The 20,346-nt window shown below is 52.5% G+C and carries 19 protein-coding genes and 1 tRNA gene; 11 read left to right on the forward strand and 9 right to left on the reverse strand.

Translation table 11 applies throughout. The annotated features are described in order from the left end of the window. Positions 1 to 44 precede the first annotated feature (44 nt). The 3 genes from FHP88_RS01300 (at position 45) to FHP88_RS01310 (ending at position 3,270) form a co-directional block, all read left to right on the forward strand. Entirely contained in the window at positions 45 to 1,460 is a 1,416-nt protein-coding gene (locus tag FHP88_RS01300) for an MBL fold metallo-hydrolase RNA specificity domain-containing protein (RefSeq protein ID WP_144357178.1), read from the forward strand. Positions 1,461 to 1,574: 114 nt separating this feature from the next. Next, positions 1,575 to 2,396 (forward strand): ferredoxin--NADP reductase, encoded by an 822-nt coding sequence (locus FHP88_RS01305; protein ID WP_186297553.1) that lies wholly within the window; start codon positions 1,575 to 1,577, stop codon positions 2,394 to 2,396. Positions 2,397 to 2,412: 16 nt separating this feature from the next. Then, positions 2,413 to 3,270, forward strand: a complete 858-nt coding sequence (locus FHP88_RS01310) for an alpha/beta fold hydrolase (protein ID WP_144357180.1) — start codon at positions 2,413 to 2,415, stop codon at positions 3,268 to 3,270. Positions 3,271 to 3,396: 126 nt separating this feature from the next. On the opposite strand, the gene FHP88_RS01315 is transcribed toward FHP88_RS01310, so the two are convergent. Continuing rightward, positions 3,397 to 3,473: transfer RNA gene (locus tag FHP88_RS01315), tRNA-Pro, on the reverse strand. An 8-nt stretch (positions 3,474 to 3,481) separates the two neighbouring features. Then, entirely contained in the window at positions 3,482 to 4,450 is a 969-nt protein-coding gene (gene ispB / locus FHP88_RS01320; RefSeq protein ID WP_144357181.1) for an octaprenyl diphosphate synthase, read from the reverse strand. 247 nt (positions 4,451 to 4,697) lie between these two features. Between ispB and rplU the strand changes: the two genes are divergently transcribed. The 4 genes from rplU to proB all read left to right on the forward strand — a co-directional run bounded on the left by rplU (position 4,698) and on the right by proB (position 7,615). Beyond that, positions 4,698 to 5,012 (forward strand): 50S ribosomal protein L21, encoded by a 315-nt coding sequence (rplU, locus tag FHP88_RS01325; RefSeq protein WP_144357182.1) that lies wholly within the window; start codon positions 4,698 to 4,700, stop codon positions 5,010 to 5,012. 15 nt (positions 5,013 to 5,027) lie between these two features. Next, a complete protein-coding gene (gene rpmA, locus FHP88_RS01330; protein ID WP_144357183.1) occupies positions 5,028 to 5,285 on the forward strand; it encodes a 50S ribosomal protein L27 in 258 nt (85 codons plus the stop codon). Between the two features lie 92 nt (positions 5,286 to 5,377). Then, positions 5,378 to 6,457 (forward strand): Obg family GTPase CgtA, encoded by a 1,080-nt coding sequence (gene cgtA, locus FHP88_RS01335; RefSeq protein WP_144357184.1) that lies wholly within the window; start codon positions 5,378 to 5,380, stop codon positions 6,455 to 6,457. 30 nt (positions 6,458 to 6,487) lie between these two features. Beyond that, a complete protein-coding gene (proB, locus tag FHP88_RS01340; RefSeq protein WP_144357185.1) occupies positions 6,488 to 7,615 on the forward strand; it encodes a glutamate 5-kinase in 1,128 nt (375 codons plus the stop codon). A gap of 21 nt (positions 7,616 to 7,636) precedes the next feature. Here the strand turns inward: proB and FHP88_RS01345 are convergent, their stop codons facing one another. After that, a complete protein-coding gene (locus FHP88_RS01345) occupies positions 7,637 to 10,573 on the reverse strand; it encodes a DUF748 domain-containing protein (protein WP_144357186.1) in 2,937 nt (978 codons plus the stop codon). Between the two features lie 159 nt (positions 10,574 to 10,732). Beyond that, entirely contained in the window at positions 10,733 to 10,993 is a 261-nt protein-coding gene (rpsT, locus tag FHP88_RS01350; protein WP_144357187.1) for a 30S ribosomal protein S20, read from the reverse strand. 247 nt (positions 10,994 to 11,240) lie between these two features. On the opposite strand from rpsT, the gene murJ reads away from it, so the two are divergent. From murJ to lspA, 4 genes are all read left to right on the forward strand, one after another. Next, positions 11,241 to 12,770, forward strand: coding sequence for a murein biosynthesis integral membrane protein MurJ (gene murJ / locus FHP88_RS01355; RefSeq protein WP_144357188.1), 1,530 nt, complete (start codon positions 11,241 to 11,243; stop codon positions 12,768 to 12,770). Between the two features lie 112 nt (positions 12,771 to 12,882). Beyond that, a complete protein-coding gene (gene ribF / locus FHP88_RS01360) occupies positions 12,883 to 13,824 on the forward strand; it encodes a bifunctional riboflavin kinase/FAD synthetase (protein ID WP_144357189.1) in 942 nt (313 codons plus the stop codon). 121 nt (positions 13,825 to 13,945) lie between these two features. Continuing rightward, positions 13,946 to 16,774: an isoleucine--tRNA ligase gene (ileS, locus tag FHP88_RS01365; protein ID WP_144357190.1), complete on the forward strand. Its 2,829-nt coding sequence runs from the start codon at positions 13,946 to 13,948 to the stop codon at positions 16,772 to 16,774. A 64-nt stretch (positions 16,775 to 16,838) separates the two neighbouring features. Then, positions 16,839 to 17,309 carry a signal peptidase II gene (gene lspA / locus FHP88_RS01370; RefSeq protein WP_144357191.1) on the forward strand — a complete coding sequence of 157 codons (471 nt, stop codon included), beginning with the start codon at positions 16,839 to 16,841 and terminating at the stop codon, positions 17,307 to 17,309. On the opposite strand, the gene ampD is transcribed toward lspA, so the two are convergent. Genes ampD through FHP88_RS01395 form a run of 5 tightly spaced genes read right to left on the reverse strand, consistent with a single transcriptional unit; the run spans position 17,306 to position 20,130 of the window. After that, positions 17,306 to 17,860, reverse strand: a complete 555-nt coding sequence (ampD, locus tag FHP88_RS01375; protein ID WP_144357192.1) for a 1,6-anhydro-N-acetylmuramyl-L-alanine amidase AmpD — start codon at positions 17,858 to 17,860, stop codon at positions 17,306 to 17,308. The two genes, lspA and ampD, sit on opposite strands and share 4 nt — an antisense overlap. Beyond that, positions 17,857 to 18,258: a CBS domain-containing protein gene (locus FHP88_RS01380; RefSeq protein ID WP_144357193.1), complete on the reverse strand. Its 402-nt coding sequence runs from the start codon at positions 18,256 to 18,258 to the stop codon at positions 17,857 to 17,859. The genes ampD and FHP88_RS01380 overlap by 4 nt, the downstream gene beginning before the upstream one ends. Then, a complete protein-coding gene (locus FHP88_RS01385) occupies positions 18,255 to 18,605 on the reverse strand; it encodes a P-II family nitrogen regulator (protein WP_144357194.1) in 351 nt (116 codons plus the stop codon). The genes FHP88_RS01380 and FHP88_RS01385 overlap by 4 nt, the downstream gene beginning before the upstream one ends. Before the next feature lie 2 nt (positions 18,606 to 18,607). Continuing rightward, a complete protein-coding gene (locus FHP88_RS01390) occupies positions 18,608 to 19,396 on the reverse strand; it encodes a DUF1538 domain-containing protein (protein ID WP_144357195.1) in 789 nt (262 codons plus the stop codon). Further along, positions 19,396 to 20,130 (reverse strand): DUF1538 domain-containing protein, encoded by a 735-nt coding sequence (locus tag FHP88_RS01395; protein ID WP_335341575.1) that lies wholly within the window; start codon positions 20,128 to 20,130, stop codon positions 19,396 to 19,398. The genes FHP88_RS01390 and FHP88_RS01395 overlap by 1 nt, the downstream gene beginning before the upstream one ends. Between the last annotated feature and the right edge of the window lie 216 nt (positions 20,131 to 20,346).

Genomic DNA, 20,346 nt, shown 5'->3' on the forward strand with positions numbered 1-20,346 from the left:
ATAGGGTCTATGTGTTAAATCTGTGATAGGGAGAGGCGAACGAGGTGAGTACATTAACATTTCTGGGTGCGGCGCAGCGGGTAACCGGCTCTTGTTACCTCATTCAAACGGAGCAGCAGAAGGTGCTGCTGGAGTGCGGGATGCTTCAGGGAGAGAAGCGGGATAAGAGCAAAGGTAAACAAAGGGAGCAAGAAGATCCATTGCCTTTTGATGTCACAACATTAGCTGCCGTTGTTATCTCCCATGCTCATCTGGATCATTCAGGGATGTTGCCGCTTCTGGTCAAGCGGGGTTACAGCGGTCCGATTTATATGACGATGCAGACTGAGGCTCTATTGCCGACGATGCATAAAGATGCGGCATTTCTGCAGGAAAAGGATACCGAGTGGGAGAATAAGCGTCGTGCACGCGCAGGTAAGCGCTCTATTGAACCACTCTATACGCTTGATGATGTTGAGAGGGAGTTGGGGTTGTGTGAAGGCCGACCCTATGGAGCGGTGACAGAGATTTTGCCCGGCATCAAACTCTGTTTTCGTGATGCGGGGCATATTCTTGGTTCGGCTATTGTGGAGTTGTGGATTGAGGATAAGGGCGAGACGAAGAAGTTGGTGTTCTCTGGTGATCTTGGCAACAGCCATGCGCCACTGATGCGTGATCCAGAGATTATCACCGAGGCGGATTTACTGCTACTTGAATCTACCTACGGTGACCGGAATCACCAGTCACTGGAGGCCACGATAGATGAGTTTAAAGCGGCACTGGATGCGGCGGCCAAGAGCGGTGGCAACGTGCTGATCCCTTCTTTTGCGGTTGGGCGTACCCAGGACTTGATCTACCATCTTGGCCAGCTTTATCAGTCGGGCCAGTTACAACAGCAGAATATCTATGTCGACAGCCCTATGGCCACCAGTATCAGTGAGATTTATGAGCAGTATACCCGGCTGTTCAACAAGGATGATCCTGAGTTTCGCAAATTGATGACCCATGACTGGCAGCAGTGGCTGCCGATTCTGCGGTTTACCAAGAGTGTTGAAGAGTCGATGGCACTCAACAAGATCAGTGGCGGGGCGATTATCATTGCCGGCAGTGGCATGTGTCATGGCGGGCGTATACGCCACCATTTGAAATATAATCTGTGGCGTAAAAATACCCACCTGATCATCTCTGGATTCCAGGCGCGTGGAACCCTTGGTCGATTGCTGGTGGATGGGGTCAAGAAGGTCAAGATTCTCGGCAGTGAGATTGCAGTGAAGGCGCAGATTCACACACTGGGTGGCTTTTCAGCCCATGCCGGCCAGAGCCAATTATTGGAGTGGGCGGGCCATATGCGCAAGGCGATGCCCAGGCTCTATCTGGTGCATGGTGAAAGTGACAGCATGCTGGCCTTGCAGAAGTGTTTTGTAGATCAATTTAACTGGGATGCTTCGATTCCAACGCTAGGCGAAGTAATCCACTTTTAAAGCGGGTTGGTGGGGTTGAGGATTTGACATAAACGGCAATAAAGTATCAAATGAAACTAATATGCCTAGATGCTTTCTAGGGCATTTGGATCACATAAGACTTCATTGTATTTTATGAAAACAAGTAAATTCAGTTATAACGCCACTGTGACTCGATGTATCGAAGTAACGGGAGAGATCCGCATCCTGCAAGTGTGTCTCGACAATCCAGGTTTCAAATTCAAGGCAGGGCAATACACCATGCTGGGGCTGCTGCGGGAGGCCCCCCGGATTCCTGAGGCTGCGGTCGAAGATGAAGGTGATGAGCCGGGTGGTGATCCGATGATTAGAAGGGCCTATTCCATCGCGTCCGGGAGTAGCCAACAGGAGTATCTGGAATTTTACGTGTCAATCGTTTCGTCTGGTGCCCTGACCCCCCGCTTGTTTGCCCTGAAAGAGGGTGATCGGCTGCATGTGGCGGAGAAATCGAAGGGCATATTTACCCTGGATAAAGTGCCGCAAGAGAGTGATGTGCTATTGGTAGGCACCGGAACGGGTCTGGCCCCCTACATCAGTATGCTGCGCAGTGAAGTGCTGGCCAACCGGGATCGACGGATTGCGGTGTTGCACGGCGCCAGCTTTTCCTGGGATCTGGGTTATCGTCGCGAGCTTGAATCCCTGGCCCAGTACAATGACCACTTCCGTTATATTCCCACCATATCGCGTCCGCAGATTGATCAGGACTGGCAAGGATTCACCGGCCGGCTGCCGCCGTTTCTGGATGACCCGGCGATCGAGGAGTTGTGTGGTTTTGCGCTTGATCCGGGTCCAAGCCATGTCTTGCTCTGCGGTAATCCTGCCATGATTGAAAATGCCACGGTAAGGCTTGAGGCTCGGGGCTACCAACAGAAACGGCCGCGCGAGCCGGGCAATCTGCACATGGAAAAGTACTGGTAGGTGGTGTGTAAGGCAAATGGCTGAAACATCAACTGTTCAAGTTAACGGGATCATCCTGAGTTATCGGGAGTGGACGGGTGAAGGAAAAACGGTCATTTGTCTGCCCAGCTTTGCGGCGCATAAAGGGAGTTTTGAGCGACTGGGTGCGGCGCTCTCGCCGGACTATCGCGTCATTGCTATTGATCTGCGGGGGCGGGGCGACAGTGATAAACCTGAAGAGGGTTATGGCTTCGCCTATCATGTCAGCGATATTTTGATGTTAACCAAGCAGTTGGGTATCGATAAGTTTTCCATTGTGGGTCACTCGTTTGGTGCCACCGTTGGTACCTATCTTGCCTCAATCCGTCCTTCTCTGGTGGAGGCTATTGTGTTGTTGGAAGGTGGGGCAGACCCCACCGAGCGGGTCCTGAAGGCGATTCGTCCGACACTGAATCATCTTGAATCACCCTATCCCTCGATGGCTGCTTATCTGAAAGCAATGCGGGCGATGCCGTTTTATGGCCGACAATGGGGCGAGATGCTGGAGGCCTATCTGCGGGAAGATGTCTATCTGATTGAGGATGGCTGCGTGCAACCCAAGGCGTCAGCGCAGAGTCTGCACAAAGACCTTGATCTGCATTTTCTCTACAGCATGTGTCTGCACTTTCCAGCTCTATCGTGTCCGGCGTTGTTTGTCCGTGCGGATGAAGGGTTGACCGATGCCGACCACGGGCACATCTTCACCGATGCTGAAACGGATGCCATCGTCAAATGGATTCCCAAGGGGCGGCGGCTCGATGTCAGCAGGGTCAATCATTTTACGATGTTGCTGAATGATGACGCCCCGATTATTCAGCCGGTCAGGGCTTTTCTGGATGAGGTGTATTCCGCCTGAGTTAAGACGTGGTGTGGATCGCAACAGGACAAATCTAATGGCCAGATTATTTGTAGCGTAGGTTGTGAAGGGGGCAACTCAGTGCTTACTGCCTTTCGCAGTAATCAGTTGATTCGGAACATTTTTTGGTCGGGGTGAGAGGATTCGAACCTCCGGCCCCTGCCTCCCGAAGGCAGTGCTCTACCAGGCTGAGCTACACCCCGATTCTGGTCTAACTTCTGCGTCTGACTGAGAAATCTGCCAGGGCAGTCAATGCGTCGCGGAAGGGTGATGAAGGCAGCGTCAGGAGCGCTGTTTTGGCCTTCTCGGCTTCCTCTTGCGCGAGGCGCGCAGTGTACTCGATCGCATCGGTCGATTCAATGGCGGCCATTACCACGTCGATATGTTCACGGCCACCTTTTTCGATCACTTCTCTGAGTGCTTGGCGCTGTTCCGGCGTACCTACTTCCATGGCCCGCAGGATGGGCAGTGTCGGTTTTCCCTCTTCGAGATCATCACCAATATTCTTGCCAATCTCTTCACTGGAGGTGCTGTAATCCAGGGCGTCATCAATAATCTGGAAAGCGATGCCCAAATGCAGACCATAATCAGCTAACGCCTGTTCCTGTTCAGAGGTAGCTTCTCCCAGGACGGCGCCAAGCCGCGATCCGGCCTCGAAAAGGGTGGCGGTCTTGCGAAGGATTACCTCGCGGTATTTCTCTTCGGTCGTATCCGGATCGTTGCAGTTAAGGAGTTGCAGTACTTCACCTTCTGCGATGCGATTGGTGGCATGAGATAGGACCTCCATCACGCGCATCATGCCCATATCGACCATCATCTCAAAAGAGCGTGAATAGAGAAAATCGCCAACCAGCACACTGGCCGCATTACCCCAGACCGCATTTGCGGTGTCCCTGTTGCGGCGCATGTCGGATTCGTCGACCACGTCGTCATGGAGTAGCGTGGCGGTGTGAATAAACTCAATTACGGCCGCTAGATCGATATGCCGGTTGCCCTGGTAATTGAGTGCCCGGGCCGCTAAAAGCACAATCATCGGGCGTAGACGCTTGCCACCGCTATTAACAATGTAATGGCCAACCTGATTGATCAGTACCACATCTGACTGGAGTCGCTGCAGGATCAGGGCGTCAACCGCCTTCATATCTTCCTCAACCAACTCGCGGATTGTGCTCATTTCCATGGTTTAGTCTTTAACTGCTTTTGTTTCAGGGTATATTAGGAGTGGAGCATGCTAGGAGCCTGTCTCCAGGCTGTCAAGCACACGGCAGTCGTGGAAGCGGGCCCAGGGTTGTCCGGCGGTCGGTTTTTGAGGGTTTTTTCAGAATGATGATTGACCTGCCTCGCTGTCACGGGTAGAATTCCGCCTCTTTCATTGGCGCGTTGGTTGTCTTTGCGCCGGATTAGCAGATTTTCGCGGAGATTTTGGTATGTATGCCGTAATTCAGACCGGGGGTAAGCAGTACCGGGTTTCCGAGGGCGATACCGTTAAAGTTGAGAAGTTGGTTGCCGAAGAAGGCGCTTCTCTTGATCTTGACAAAGTCCTGATGGTCGCCAACGGCGAAGACATCAAAATTGGAACCCCCTATGTAGCGGGTGGTAAAGTGACCGCTACGGTGAAGTCTCATGGTCGGGCCAAGAAAGTGACGATCTTGAAGTTCAAGCGTCGCAAGCACCACATGAAGCGCCAGGGACATCGTCAATGGTATACTGAACTCGAAATTACCGGTATCAGCGCAGGTTAAGGGCAGGGTAAGGCAATGGCACATAAGAAAGCAGGCGGTAGTACACGTAACGGTCGCGATTCACAGTCGAAGCGCCTTGGTGTAAAGGTTTTTGGCGGACAGGAAATCAATGCCGGTGGCATTATCATTCGTCAGCGCGGCACCGCTGTACATAATGGCGTCAACGTGGGCTGTGGTAAAGATCACACCCTGTTCGCTAAGATTGATGGCGTAGTAAAGTTTGAAGTGAAAGGCCCGAAAAATCGTCGCTTTGTGAGCGTGATTCCGGCCTGATCGCCTCGCCAGATAAGCGCTATAAAGGGCCTCGTCTTTTGACGGGGCTTTTTACGTTATAGCGATAGAGTTTTCCATAACCGGACAGGCCGATGAAATTTGTTGATGAAGCCACAATTCGTGTAGAAGCGGGTAAAGGCGGTAATGGCGCCGTCAGTTTTCGACGCGAAAAATATATACCCCGCGGTGGCCCGGATGGCGGCGATGGGGGTGATGGTGGAAGCGTCTATCTGGTCGCCGATTCCGGATTGAATACGTTAGTTGATTTTCGACATCAGCGGCGTCATCGGGCCCACAGCGGACAGCAGGGTATGGGACGTAATTGTACCGGCCGCAGTGCTGAGGATCTTTATGTCAAGGTCCCGGTAGGGACTCGTGTTACGGATCTGGAGGCTGATGAGCTGATTGGAGAGCTGTTGGCGGATGGCCAGAAATTGTTGGTGGCCAAGGGCGGATTTCATGGCATTGGTAATGCCCGGTTTAAGAGCAGTACCAATCGCGCGCCACGACAGTTCACGCCCGGATCTATGGGTGAAGAGCGGGATATCTTGCTCGAATTGATTCTGCTGGCTGATGTTGGGTTGCTGGGTATGCCTAATGCGGGTAAATCCAGTCTGATCTCTAAAGTTTCCAGTGCGACACCCAAGGTAGCGGATTACCCCTTCACGACATTGCATCCAAATCTGGGTGTGGTCAGCCTGGGCACGGGTAACAGTTTTGTTATTGCGGATATTCCCGGTGTGATTGAAGGGGCGGCGGAAGGGGCGGGGCTGGGTCTGCGCTTTCTGAAGCATTTAAGTCGCACGCGACTGTTGTTGCACCTGGTCGATATTGCCCCGGTCGATGAGACGGTTTCGCCGGCTGAAGAGGCGAGATTGATTGTCTCTGAGTTGCAGAAGTACAGTGATGATCTGTATGAAAGAGAGCGGTGGCTGGTGCTGAATAAGAAGGATCTGCTACTGGATGAAGAGTTTGAAGAGAGGCGTGCGGAAATCCTGAAGGAGCTGGGTTGGGATGGGCCGGTATTTTCGATTTCGGCGGCAACTGGTGAAGGGACGCGTGAATTGATGCAGGCCTTGATGGCTCATTTGAAAGTACTGCGTGAGCAGGATTTGCCCAAGGATAGTATGGTTGAGGATGATGATGCGCCCTGGGATCCCTTGCAAGGTTAGATTACTTATCATTTGTTGAGATGCAGTAGCATGAACATGTCTCGAGAAAAGTTCACCGCTTCCCGTCGCTGGGTAGTTAAGATTGGCAGCGCGCTGCTGACGGATGATGGCAAGGGCCTCGCCAGGGAAGCGCTTGCCTCCTGGGTTGAGCAGATGGCTGGTTGGGTGTTGGCCGGGAATGAGCTGATCCTGGTCTCGTCAGGTGCGGTGGCCGAAGGCATGAGTCGGATGGGCTGGACGTCCCGGCCGACGACCCTGCATGAGTTACAAGCCGCTGCCGCAATTGGGCAAATGGGCCTGGTACGTGCGTATGAGACCTGTTTTGAGAAGCATAATCTGCATACGGCGCAAGTGTTATTGACCCATGATGACCTGACCAATCGCAGGCGCTACCTCAATGCCAGAAGCACATTAAGAACCTTATTGGCTTTGGGTGTTGTGCCGGTGGTGAATGAGAATGACACGGTGGCCAATCAAGAACTCCGTTTTGGTGATAATGATACCCTTGCAGCCCTGGTCGCCAATCTGGTGGAGGCGGATCTGCTGGTCCTGTTGACCGATCAGGATGGACTCTATGATAGCGACCCACGCAAGAACAGTGATGCGGTGCTGATCCAGGAGAGCCGGGTGGATGACCCCATGCTGGATCAAGTGGCCGGTGGGAGTGGTGGTTTGTTGGGCCAGGGGGGTATGGTTACCAAGGTTCGTGCAGCACGTCTGGCTGCTCGATCAGGTACGGCGACCATTATTGCTCCGGGTGAGGGTGATCGTGTTCTGACCCGGATAGCAGCCGGTGAAACACTCGGTACCTTGTTATTGCCTGTTCAGGAGGCTGAAGCGGCGCGCAAGCGCTGGCTGGCCGGTCATCTTCAGGTGCGTGGTCGCCTGGTTGTCGACGCCGGTGCGGTGCGTGTGCTCAAGGAGTCTGGGCGCAGTCTGCTCGCGGTCGGCGTTAAACAGGTAGTGGGTAATTTTTCCCGTGGAGAAATGGTCGCTTGTGTCGATGAGCAAGGTCGGGAAGTGGCGCGCGGTCTTGTCAATTATAACTCAATCGAGAGTGACCAGATCAAAGGTATAGCCTCAAGCCGTATCCAGGAAATTCTGGGTTATGTGGATGAGGCCGAGTTGATTCATCGGGATAATCTGGTCCTGGTTTGAGTTGCTTTGGGCGTCGTAAGATCAGATCAGTAGATCGGCCCTTGGGGTGCTCTTCTGTTCGTCGCTTTCGATCCGTGGAGCGCAGGTGATAAGGCGGTCTCCCTTGACATCATGGTGCTCTGACAGATGACGCTCGATTGCGGTGGCACGATCTGAGGCCAATTTATTCAGCACATCGTCTCCTATGCTGATAGTGATAGGGGGTTGCTCTTGCACTGTTGTATTTTTTTCTTCCTCGGTCTCTTCCTTCTTCTTCGCTAAAGCCATCTCTTTTTGTTTCTGCACGGCTTTTTCCAGCAGGGTCTGGCGATCGGACTCTACGCTAACACCACAAAGCCGGATGTGAATTTCAGATCGGTCATTCAGTAGCTGCGCTATTTTCTCTAGATAGGCGTATTGGTCGCTCTTCAATTGATCTGATCCGGGTTCAAACTGAATGGGATCAAGCTGTACTTTGGCGGCGGCATCACCCGCCAGTTCTACCAATGTCAGCAGTGTTCCAAAAGGGAAAAGGGCGGTCGCAAGATAGGTCTTGGCCCCCTTTTTCATGGCGCGTCCAATGGCCTGATTGATGGCGTCACTTGGGTCGACATTAATATTGTTCATATCGCCGCTGATCGGCAGATTGAGTTTTATCTGGTTATTCTTATCTTTGAGCATGCCGAGGGCGGTTTCCAGCGGGATGCTGAGTTGGGTCTGCAGGGCAGCCATCTTTTCTGCACTGAGGGGCTCAACCTCAAGTTGGTTCAGTGTCAGGTCGCTACTCCCCTCCAGTTGACCAGCCTTGGCGGAGAGTTGGATGTCGCTGTTTGCCTTCCCGCTCTGCAGTTTATAGCCCATCAGTGGGATGGTGTAGGCGGAGAGTGGTGGCAGCGCCAATCCTTCGATTTGACCTTTAAGGTTAAAGGTCTGTTTGGTAGCAAACGGCGCCAGCGTGCCTGTCAGGCTGATGGCGGAGCTCTCTCCGAGTATGCCCTTCAGTTCAAATATTGCGGGTGTGTCTGGGGTGTTACTGTTGATCCCCGTGATACTCAGTAGTGTGGGTTTGAGCTGTGTCTGGTAAGCCGGTTTAGTGGTCTGGTCATGGAACGTAAAGAGGCTATCCCCGGTTATTGCGAACTTACCTATTTCAATAGGCAGCGGCTCAGTTGCCGATTTGCTTTGGCCGCCATCAGAATGGGATAGCTGATTGATTGAGTTGACTAACACAGAAGCATTCCAGTGCTTATCTGGATGCCGATGTACGCGCTGCTGAAAGTCCACGGCATCAATCTGGTCTATTTTTACGCCAGCGTTGGGTGAAAAGCTGGGCTGGACGATGTTGAGTTCGGCAATCGCGAGTAGAGGGTGTGGGTTGTCGCCCTGCAGTGGTTTGCCTAAGACAAGTGAGCGCGTCATTATTTGCTCGGCGACAATGGAGTCGTCTTCAAGATGGTTGAGTTGATCCAGATTGATGGCGTCTGCAGACAAGAGTGTTAGTGCTGCATTGGTATCTGTTACGAGCGGGCTTTCAATACGCAGACTTCCCATAGGCTTAATCAGCGTTTGGGTAGCTGTTTTGTCCAGGGCCAATGATCCTTGCCATGTGAGCATGGCGTATTTTAAATCTGCATTGGAATCGACGTCTTTCAGTTGTAATGCGCCTGAAGAAAGGGCGCCCTCTAACGAAGTACTCAAGCCGGCTTCTGTTTGGTTGAGCTGTGTTGTGCCATCCCAGTTCAGGGATTCACTCTGGAGTCTTGCCTTGGGAGAGGCGACTGCTGTGTTCTTGAGGTTGAGCGTGCCTGTAAGAGCGGCCTGTAGATTATCTGCGCCTGTCGTTAGGGTGCTTTTCTGAATTGTAAGCTCGGCCTGTTCGAGGGCGATGTCGGTATCAACTGTTTTCAGTGTGCTCTTTATTAGGTTAGCCGTACCACTGGCAGTAATCTGGTTTTTATCGGCTTCAGTTTGTAGGTTAAGTGCACCAGTCCAAGCCGCGTTGGCGTGTTGATAGGAGCGTCCGTCGGCGGCCTCATACAGCATCTTTTCTGTAGTCAGCTTTCCTTCAGTTGTATAGCGGCCAGATTTGATGTCGATGGTGCCATTCCATGTAAACCTGTCCCCGGAAAGGCGTAGAGGTGACTGGGCTAGCAGTAAATCGTTCAAGGCAAAGGTGCCGTCAAAAGTTATCTCGGCGCTTTTGCTGGGTGGGAGGTGCAATGATAGTTTCCCTTCGGTGTTCAGTGCGCCCGCAATGAGCTCGAGTTGTGATTCCACTAAGGGCTTATAGTGTTGCAACTGGAGGTCTTTGATGCCGATCTTACCGGTAAAGCCCGGTGATGCTGAAAAAGGTATCACTGCGCCATTCAACTTGATGCTTGCCTGATCAAGTGTGCCATCCAGTGACAAGTCGACGGTGTTGTTTTTGTCTATTGTGCTCAGTCCTTTTAGAGTCAGTTGATTGAGGGTTATCAGCGATGAAAAATTGGGCCCCTTATAGTTCAGGTTGGACTTTGTCAGCTCAATTCGATTGAGCTTGAGGCCCCAGGGTATGTCGCTATGTTTTGCTTCCGTGGTTTGCAGGCTGAAAGTCATGCCGCCAACGATGATCTGCTGGCCCTTTGCGTAATGAGTCAGTTGGGCTTCGGCGCCGCTGAGTCTCAGTCCGGTAATAACAATCTGTCGCTCCAAAAGTGGAAGCCACTCAAGTTGCAGGTCAAGCTCCGGGAGTGCAAAAGTCGAACCCTCTTTGCCGGTAATTTTCAGGTTTTCAAGCCGGAAAGCGGCGGTGAAAGGGTTGAAATCTATATTTCCGATCGATATATGTTCCGCCCCTTGTTCCTTGGTCCACTCTTTGATGGCATAACCGATTACCTGCGGTAATAGCGCTAATGTGGCGATGGTAAAGAGGATCAGGAGTGTGGCTGTGATCTGGATATTTCGGCGGCGAGGTGTGTTTGGTGCGGCTACTTCAGGCATGCTGCGGCTTCTCTTGCTGGTTCAGGCGGGTAATCTATCGGCCTTTTGAGTATAACGCAGGTGAAAAGGTGTAGGCGATGTGGTTGGATCTATTTATTAGGCGCGCATCAAGAAAAACCGGCTTTTGGCCGGTTTTTCTTGATGCGCAAGTGCTACTGTTTACAGCGATTTGATCTGCGCATTCAGGCGGCTTTTATGACGGGCAGCCTTATTCTTGTGGATAAGACCCGTGTTTGCCGCGCGGTCGATCACCGGAACCGCCTGTTTATAAGCTTCGGTAGCCTTTTCCTTGTCGCCGGTCGCCAATGCTTTCAATACGTTCTTCAGGTTGGTGCGCATGTTGCTGCGACGTGACGCATTGTTCTGGCGATGCTGTTCGGCCTGACGCGCACGTTTGCTGGCTTGTGGTGAGTTGGCCAAGGTAAGTCTCCAAAAAAATTATTAACTGAGTATCTCAATAAAGAGCGCGGTATTTTGGGACTTGATGCGTGTTTTGTCAACAGCTAATTCGATCGCCTTGATTGATAAGTGCAGGGTATCGCATGGCAGGGAGTAGGTCGAATGAGTGAATAGCTGAATATTCTGAAAAAAGCGATAAACAGCCTATAATTCGCCCTTTGGTGGCGTTGAATGCCTCCCTATTAGCAAACAAAGAAGACGCATTGGTATGTTCAGATCGTTGGCCAAGGTAGGTTCCAATACACTGCTCTCGAGGATACTGGGTTTTGTCCGGGATCTGGTCGTGGCGCACATGTTTGGCGCCAACGCCGGAACGGATGCCTTCTTTGTTGCCTTCAAGATCCCCAATTTTCTGCGTCGGCTGTTCGCAGAGGGGGCGTTTGCCGTGGCCTTTGTCCCGGTGCTCACCGAGTACAAGGAGCGTCGCAGCTTTGAAGAGTTGAAGCATTTTGTTGATCATGTTGCTGGAACCCTGGGCGCCGTGTTGTTAGCGGTGACGATTGCTGGTGTGCTGGGGGCGCCAGTATTGGCGATGCTCTTTGCGCCTGGATTCATCGGTTCAGAGGGTAAGTTGGATTTAGCGGTAGATATGTTGCGGCTGACATTTCCCTATCTCCTGTTCATTTCTCTAACGGCCTTTGCGGGGGGCATTCTCAACGCCCATAGTCGTTTTGGCATACCGGCCTTCACGCCGGTACTGCTCAATGTGTCACTTATCAGTTGTGCCGTCTGGCTGTCACCGCAGATGGAGCGGCCGATCATGGCGCTGGCCTGGGGTGTGTTGGCTGCGGGTATTGTGCAGTTGCTGTTTCAGATCCCTTTTTTACATCGGATCAAGTTGTTACCCCGTTTTGTCTTTGCCCCGAAAGATGAGGGGGTGCGCCGCATTGGCAAATTGATGCTGCCGGCGCTGTTTGGTGTCTCGGTTACCCAGCTTAATCTGTTGTTGGATACGCTTATTGCGTCATTTTTGGTGTCAGGCAGTATTTCGTGGCTCTATTACTCAGATCGTCTGATGGAGTTTCCGCTCGGTATTCTGGGCGTTGGCTTGGCGACGGTCATTTTGCCCAATCTCTCAAAAAAGCACGCAAATGAGTCAGCGGAGGGCTTTTCTCGTGTGATTGATTGGGCCTTGCGCTGGGGGCTGCTGCTGGGTTTGCCTTCTGCGGTAGGTCTGTTCATCCTCTCTGGGCCGATGATCGCTACTCTGTTTCAATCGGAATTGTTTGATGCCACTGATGTGGCCATGTCTCGCCAGAGTTTGATGGCCTACTCCCTTGGATTGATCGCTTTCATCATGATCAAGGTGTTGGCGCCGGGTTTTTATTCCCGTCAGGATACTAAGACGCCCGTGCGGATTGCAGTCATCGCCATGTTTGCCAACATGGTGATGAATATTATCCTGGTATTTCCGCTGGCCCATGCGGGATTGGCTCTGGCTACCTCGCTTTCCGCTACCCTCAATGCCTTTCTCCTATACAGGGGGCTGCGTGCCGAGGGTGTTTATCAGCCAGAGCCCGGCTGGCTGTTTCTGATTCTTCGTGGATGTGCGGCCGTCCTGGTTATGGGTGCTGTGCTTTATTGGGGTGTGGGTGACCTGCAGTCATGGATGGGTGTGCCGGTATCTGACAAGGTGTGGCGTCTGCTGCAGTGGATTGCGCTGGGTTCGATCAGTTATTTTGCTGTGCTTGCCCTGCTGGGTATCCGTCTGCGTCACTTTAAAAGCCACACGGCCTGACCCGTAATCTGAGCAAAGTAGTTAAATCGCAGGGGATCTGGCCTGTAAACGGGGACTTGTGCTGAAACATTGCCTATAATGCACCGTTTTGGACCCACTTGAGCAGGCTACGATGCAGGTTATACGCGGTCTTCACAATCTGCGTTCTGAACACCGAGGCTGTGTGGCAACCATCGGGAATTTTGATGGCGTACATCTCGGGCATCAGGCGGTATTCACTCATCTGCGCGATCAGGCTGCGGCCTTTGGTCTGCCGAGTACCGTAATCACCTTTGAGCCTCAGCCGATGGAGTATTTCGCCCCGGACGCTGCGCCGGCTCGGTTGACCCGTATACGGGAGAAGCTTCAGGCGCTTAAAGATGCCGGAATTGACCGGGTCGTGCTACTGGAGTTTGGCCCTAAGCTCGCCTCCATGTCGGCCGAGGCGTTTGTCCAGGAGTTGCTGGTTGTCGGTTTAGATGTCCGGTTTTTGTACGTGGGCGATGATTTTCGCTTTGGCCGGGGACGCGAAGGGGGCATCAATCTCCTGCGGGAAGTGGGCCAGGCTCATGGCTTTGAAGTGGCCAACATGAATACCTTCATGGATGGTGAGGCAAGGATTAGCAGTACGCGCATCCGTGAGGCGCTGGCAAAGGGTGATCTGGAGCTGGCTGAGAGAAACCTGGGGCGACCCTATCGTATTTGTGGGCGAGTAGCGCACGGCGATGCCCGCGGCAGGACAATCGGTTTTCCAACCGCTAATATCGATCTGCATCGTAAGGTGAGCCCTGTACATGGTGTGTTTGCCGTGACAGTGCACGGATTGGCTGAAGGCGTGCTTCCTGGTGTGGCCAATATTGGCAATCGACCAACAGTTGAGGGAGATTCCCGCTATCTGTTGGAAGTGCATCTGTTCGATTTTTCCCGCACCATTTACGGGGAGCATGTGCAGGTGCAGTTTTGCAAACGTCTGCGGGATGAGTTGCGCTTCGAATCATTTGAGGCGCTGCGTCAGCAGATCGAACGTGATGCTGACGCTGCCCGGGCGTTTTTTCAGCATGAGGCGTGTAAGTAAGGCGATTAAAATCGGTCGTGAGATGGCTCGAGTGAGATGTAGCTTGTGCCATAGTATGACTATCTGAATATTGACTAGAGAGATCGCAGGCCGGATGACGGATGCGAAAAGGCAGCAGAGCGTGACAGACTATAAGAGTACCTTAAACCTTCCTAAAACGGGCTTTCCCATGAAGGCCAACTTGGCCAATCGTGAGCCTGAAATGCTCAAGCGTTGGGAGGCGATGGGTTTGTATCGCAAAATTCGTGAGGCCTTTGCCGGCCGGTCGAAATTTGTTTTGCATGATGGCCCTCCCTATGCCAATGGCGAAATCCATATTGGACATGCTGTGAATAAGGTGCTGAAGGACATCATCGTAAAGAGTCATAGCCTGGATGGATTTGATGCGCCGTATGTCCCGGGGTGGGATTGCCATGGTCTGCCAATTGAGTTGATGGTTGAGAAGAAAGTGGGCAAGCCCGGTGGAAAGGTGACGGCGGCACAGTTCCGTGTGGCTTGCCGTGACTATGCCAGCAAGCAAGTGGACAAGCAGCGGATTGATTTCAAGCGCCTGGGTGTGGTGGGTGACTGGGAGAATCCCTATCTCACCATGGCCTACAGTACTGAGGCGGATATCGTCCGCGCGCTGGGAAAAATTGTCGAGAATGGCCATGTGCATCAAGGCTCGAAACCGGTGCACTGGTGTACCGATTGTCGTTCTGCACTGGCCGAGGCTGAAGTCGAGTACAAGGACAAAGAGTCCTTTGCCATTGATGTGCGCTTTGAAGTGTTGGATGCGGAGACCTTGATGGCCAACTGCCACTCGGTGCCGGGTGGGCACGGCGAGGGGCCGCTCTCTCTGGTAATCTGGACCACTACGCCTTGGACGTTGCCGGCCAATCAGGCGGTAGCACTGAACCCGGGTTTGGATTATGTCGTGGTACAGGCGACCGGTGCGCATGGTCATGAGCGACTGGTTATTGCAGAAGGGATGCTAAAAGACAGCATGTTGCGCTGGGGTATCGATGACTACAAGGTGATCGCCTATGGTCGGGGTGATGCCTTTGAGGGATTGAAGCTTAAGCACTGTTTCTATGATCGTGAGGTCCCTGTCATCCTCGGTGAGCATGTTACGTTGGAGGCGGGTACCGGTGCGGTACATACGGCCCCCGGCCATGGACTGGACGACTATATTGTTGGCCAGCGTTATGGGCTTGAGGTACATAATCCGGTAGGTGGCGATGGTCGTTTCTTGGAAGGAACTGAGCTGTTTGCCGGTGAGCATGTCTTTACGGCGAACGAGAAAGTGATTGAGGTGCTGAAGACTAAGGGTGCACTGGTCCAGGAGGCGCGTCTCGCTCACAGCTATCCTCATTGCTGGCGCCACAAGACACCGATCATCTTCCGTGCAACGCCACAGTGGTTCATCAGTATGGAACAGCAAGGGCTGCGCAAGACGGCCCTGGAAGAGATCGACAAAGTGGTGTTTACTCCGGATTGGGGGCGTGCCCGGATCGAGGGCATGGTGGAAGGGCGGCCTGACTGGTGTATCTCGCGGCAGCGTACCTGGGGTGTGCCGATTGCCCTGTTCATACATAAGGTGACCGGTGAGTTACATCCTGATACAGCCAACCTGATTGAGCAGGTCGCTCAGCGTATTGAGGTGGGTGGTATAGAGGCGTGGTTCTCGCTAAAGCCAGAAGAGTTGCTGGGTGATGAGGCGCCTCATTATGACAAGGTTCAGGATACCCTGGATGTCTGGTTTGACTCCGGTGTGACCCATTACGCGGTATTGGAGCCCAGAGAAGAGCTGCATTACCCGGCAGAACTCTACCTCGAGGGTTCAGATCAGCATCGCGGCTGGTTCCAGTCTTCACTGCTGACCTCTGTAGCGATTCATAATCGTGCGCCTTATGCGGGTGTACTGACCCACGGATTCACCGTTGATGCCAAAGGGCACAAGATGTCTAAGTCCCTGGGTAATACGGTCAGTCCGCAGGATGTAATGAAGAAGCTGGGCGCGGATATCATCCGGCTCTGGGTTGCTTCAACCGATTATCGTGGCGAGATGACTGTTTCGGATGAGATTCTTAACCGGACGGCTGACGCCTATCGCCGTATTCGTAACACGTCACGCTTCCTGATGGCTAATCTGAACGGTTTTGATCCGGCCACAGATCTGTTGCCGGCCTCTGAAATGGTTGAGCTAGATCGTTGGGTAGTGGATCGCGCCCTGCAGCTTCAGAATGAGATTGTAGAGGCCTATAAGGGTTACCAGTTCCATCTGATCATTCAGAAAATCCATAATTTCTGTGGACCAGAAATGGGCGGTGTTTATCTGGATATCATCAAGGACCGGCAGTACACCACGCAGGCGGATTGTCAGGCACGCCGATCTTGTCAGACGGCCATCTATCATGTGATGGAGGCCATGGTGCGTTGGTTGGCTCCGATCTTGAGCTTCACTGCGGATGAGATCTGGCAGAACATGCCGGGTAAACGCGGTGAGACCGTATTTGTCGAGACTTGGTATGAGGGGCTGTTTGCCCTGGATCAGGGCGATAAGATGGATCGTCATTTCTGGAGTCGGGTTATTGCGCTGCGTACGGCTGTTGGAAGGCAGCTTGAGCAGCTGCGTTCTAAGGGAGTTATCGGCTCATCACTGGATGCTGAAGTGGATCTCTATTGTGATGATCAGGCGCGTGCGGATCTGGATAAGTTTGCTGACGAACTGCGTTTTGTGTTGATCACCTCTTATGCCCGAGTACATGATTTGGCTGAGAAGCCGGAAACGGCAGTGGCCACCGATGTGGCGGGGGTCTATATGGTTGCGGTTGCCTCAAGTCATAAAAAGTGTGGGCGTTGTTGGCATCACCGTGAGGATGTCGGGCATCACGAGGCGCATCCTGAACTCTGTGGTCGTTGCGTTGAAAATGTGGATGGGGCAGGCGAGGAGCGTCGTTTTGCCTGATCAGTGGGGATTTCTTTACTGTGATTGTCCGCTCAGCGTTTTCGACATTCACGGGGTTGGCTGAATGTTACGTTGGCTCTGGTTTTCGTTGCTGATCATTGTGTTAGATCAGGTGACAAAGCAGCTCATAGAGGCCAGTTTCATGGTTTATGAGACGCTCTCTGTGTTGCCGTTTTTTAACCTAACGCTGGCTTACAATGAAGGGGCGGCCTTCAGTTTCCTAAGCGATCAGGGAGGTTGGCAGCGCTGGTTTTTTGCCTTAATGGCCTCAGTTGTCACTATCGTGTTGGTGGTTTGGTTGTCTCGTCTAAGAGGTGAGAAGGTCTTGGCACTATCGCTCGCTCTGGTGATTGGTGGCGCGGTTGGTAATTTGATAGATCGGCTGCTGTTTGGGCATGTAATCGACTTTCTGGATTTTTTCTATGGTCAGTATCACTGGCCCGCGTTTAATGTGGCGGACATAGCCATTAGCATCGGAGTGGCATTGCTGTTTATTGATGCCTTGCTTGGTCGAGAAGTCCGGGCGGATGCTTAGTCCACTTTAGCCAGTAATTCCCGCAGATAGTCCCAGCGAAAAGCCGGACCCGGATCGGTCTTGCGGCCTGGGGCGATATGGCTGTGACCCGTAATCCGTTCATTGGTGATGGCGGGGTAGTCTTTCTGGATCAATCGAATAGTGTGTGCCAGCACAGCATATTGGTCTTCCGTATAGGGGGTTTCATCGCTGCCTTCCAGTTCAATTCCAATGGAGTAGTCATTGCATCTTTCTTTTCCCTCAAAACAGGATTGCCCTGCGTGCCAGGCGCGTTGATTGAAGGGGACATACTGAACCAGTTCACCGTCGCGGCGTATCAGCAGGTGCGCTGAAACTTGCATATGATGAATCTCTGCGAAGTAGGGGTGTGCGTCGGGTGGGAGTTGGTTTTGGAATAAGCAGTCAATCCAGGGGCCACCATATTCATCGGGTGGCAAACTGATGCTGTGTATCACCAGAAGATTGATCTCTTCGGCTTCGGGGCGTTCATCCTGATTGGGCGAAGGGCACTGGCGTGCTGATGCCAGGAGTCCTTTCTTGCAAGCTGTCATCTCTTGCGGATGCCCTTCACTACCATGTCAGAGAAGCTGACTACGCCTAAGACCTTGCCCTGACTGATAACCGGGGCGCGGGAGAGGTGCAAGCGGTCAAATAGTCTGGCGCAGTAGCGTATGTCCATGTCAGGTTCAACCGAAATAACGGGCTTCGTCATGACTTCATAAATATTCACTCTTGCTGGGGGGCGGTCCTTCGCCAGAACCTTGCGCGCAATATCTGAGAACATGACAATGCCGTAGGCGTCATTTTCGTCACGTTTGTCAACAATCAGGGTCTTTGTCTCTACATGATCCATTTTCTGTAATGCGGCTTCAACGGTGTCCATGCCATCCACTGTGTCTACGTCGGTTTTCATGACGTCCCGGACACGGGTGATCGCTTGCTCGTTCACAATTCGCTCTCCACTACGCTGGTGAGTTGTTTGATTTGGTGGCTGACGCCTACAGCATCTTCCACGTCTATTTGGAAAGCAATGCCGGTGCCGGGTTTGTCATCAAACTCGCCAACCTCTGCGATGGTTTCCAGTATGGTTCGACTCAGGTGTTCTTCGACCAGAAAAAGCACCATGTCTCGCTGAACTTCCAGGCTGAGACCAAAAAAAGTCTTGCTCTTCTCTATGCCTTCTCCGCGCGCTTGATTGATTACGGTGGAGCCGGTGGCGCCCGCATTTCTGGCGGCATCGACTACAATGTTTGTCTTGCTATCTTCAATGAGAGCAATAATTAATTTGAAATGCATATTTATTCCCTCGCTAGGGTCACTTTTGCTCTACGGTTGAGCCATTCACTGAGTTGTGCATAGCCCATTACGCTCATGATTGGAAACAAGCTGGCAAAGGCAATGAGTCCAAAGCCATCTAATAGAGGGTTTCGTCCTGGTATGGTGCTGGAGAGGCCCAGCCCCAGTGCAGCAACCAAGGGGACAGTAACGGTTGAGGTGGTTACGCCACCGGAGTCATAAGCTAGCGCGATAATGGCTTTGGGGCAGAATACCGTCTGTATCAACACGATAATATAGCCAGAGATGATGTAATAGTGCAGTGGGGTGCCGCTGACAATTCGGTAGGCCCCCAGAGAGATGCCGATGGCGACCCCCAGTGCTACAGCGATACGTAACCCCCAGGTACCTACTGCCCCGCCAGAAACTTGATTGGCCTTGATGGCCACTGCAATCAGGGACGGTTCTGCAATGGTGGTGGAGAGCCCGATAGCAAAAGCGAAAAGATAGACCCAGAAGTAGTGCGTCCAGTTGTTGTCGGATGATCCTATGGACTCGCTGATGCCCAGGAACTCGGGTGCGGTGAGCTGTGCTGCCATTAATTTACCGAGTGGGAAAAGTGCCTGCTCCAGACCTTCAAGAAAAAAAGCCAGCCCAAGCAAAACCAGTGCAAAGCCAGTCAGGACCTGCTTTAGATTGCGAATGCTTTTGCGCAGTACAAATAGCTGGAATCCGAAGAGAATAGCGGCAATAGGCAGGACATCCACAACTGTGGCAAGCAGGGTCTTCAGGAAGAGTGTCAGCCATTCCATCAGAGCAGCATTCCGTAAGCCATGACGAATATCATGGGGGTCAGTGAGGCAAAAGCAATCAGCCCGAAACCATCGGTCATTGGGTTTCTTCCGCGAATACTGCTGGCGAGACCAACGCCGAGTGCCGTCACGAGTGGTACCGTAATGGTCGATGTGGTGACGCCGCCGGAATCGTAGGCAATGCCGATAATCTCTGGAGGCGCAAAACCGGTCATGATGACAACGCCCGCATAACCGCCCATGATTAGGTACTGCACAGGCCATCCTTTGATGATGCGGATGACGCCGATGACAATGGCGAGGCCGACTGAGATGGCGACAGTAAGACGTAAGCCATTGGAGTATTCATTCATCTCCTGGGTATTGTTCTGGATCATCCCGCCGTCCGCCGCAATGCGAGCGGCTTCGTCAGAAATTGCGATCAGTGCGGGTTCTGCTACGGTGGTGCCAAAGCCGAGAGCAAAGGCAAACAGGGTCAGCCACACTACACTGCCTTTTGATGCGAAGTCGTGCGCCATGGACTCCCCGATCGGAAAGAGGCCCATTTTTAGTCCCTGGATAAACAGTGTCAGCCCTATCACTACTTGCAGTGTGCCAAACAGTAATCCGCCAAGATCGGGTATCGGTTGTCTGAATACAAGTAATTGAAAGCATGCAATAACGACTACAATTGGGGCAAGATCCCTTATGCTCTCCATGAGCGCTTTGCTGAAATGCTGTAAAAGTCTGTTCACGGAGCTAACCATACACGACGCGTAATTTCATGTTAACAAGATAAATGTTTAACTGTGAGTTTTATGTTTTTAGTGGGTAAGGTGGGTGACGTGTTGGTTAAAATGTGGGCTTTGACTTGGTTATGTGGGAGCTGAGTCACGCTTTTGAACGACAATATTTTGACTATTTGCTAATTGTGACGCCTCTCACGGCCGATATAGGTTTCGGAGTCCAGA

Origin of the sequence: Sedimenticola selenatireducens (genome assembly GCF_007625115.1) — a bacterium.
Taxonomy (GTDB): Bacteria; Pseudomonadota; Gammaproteobacteria; order Chromatiales; family Chromatiaceae; genus Sedimenticola; species Sedimenticola selenatireducens_A.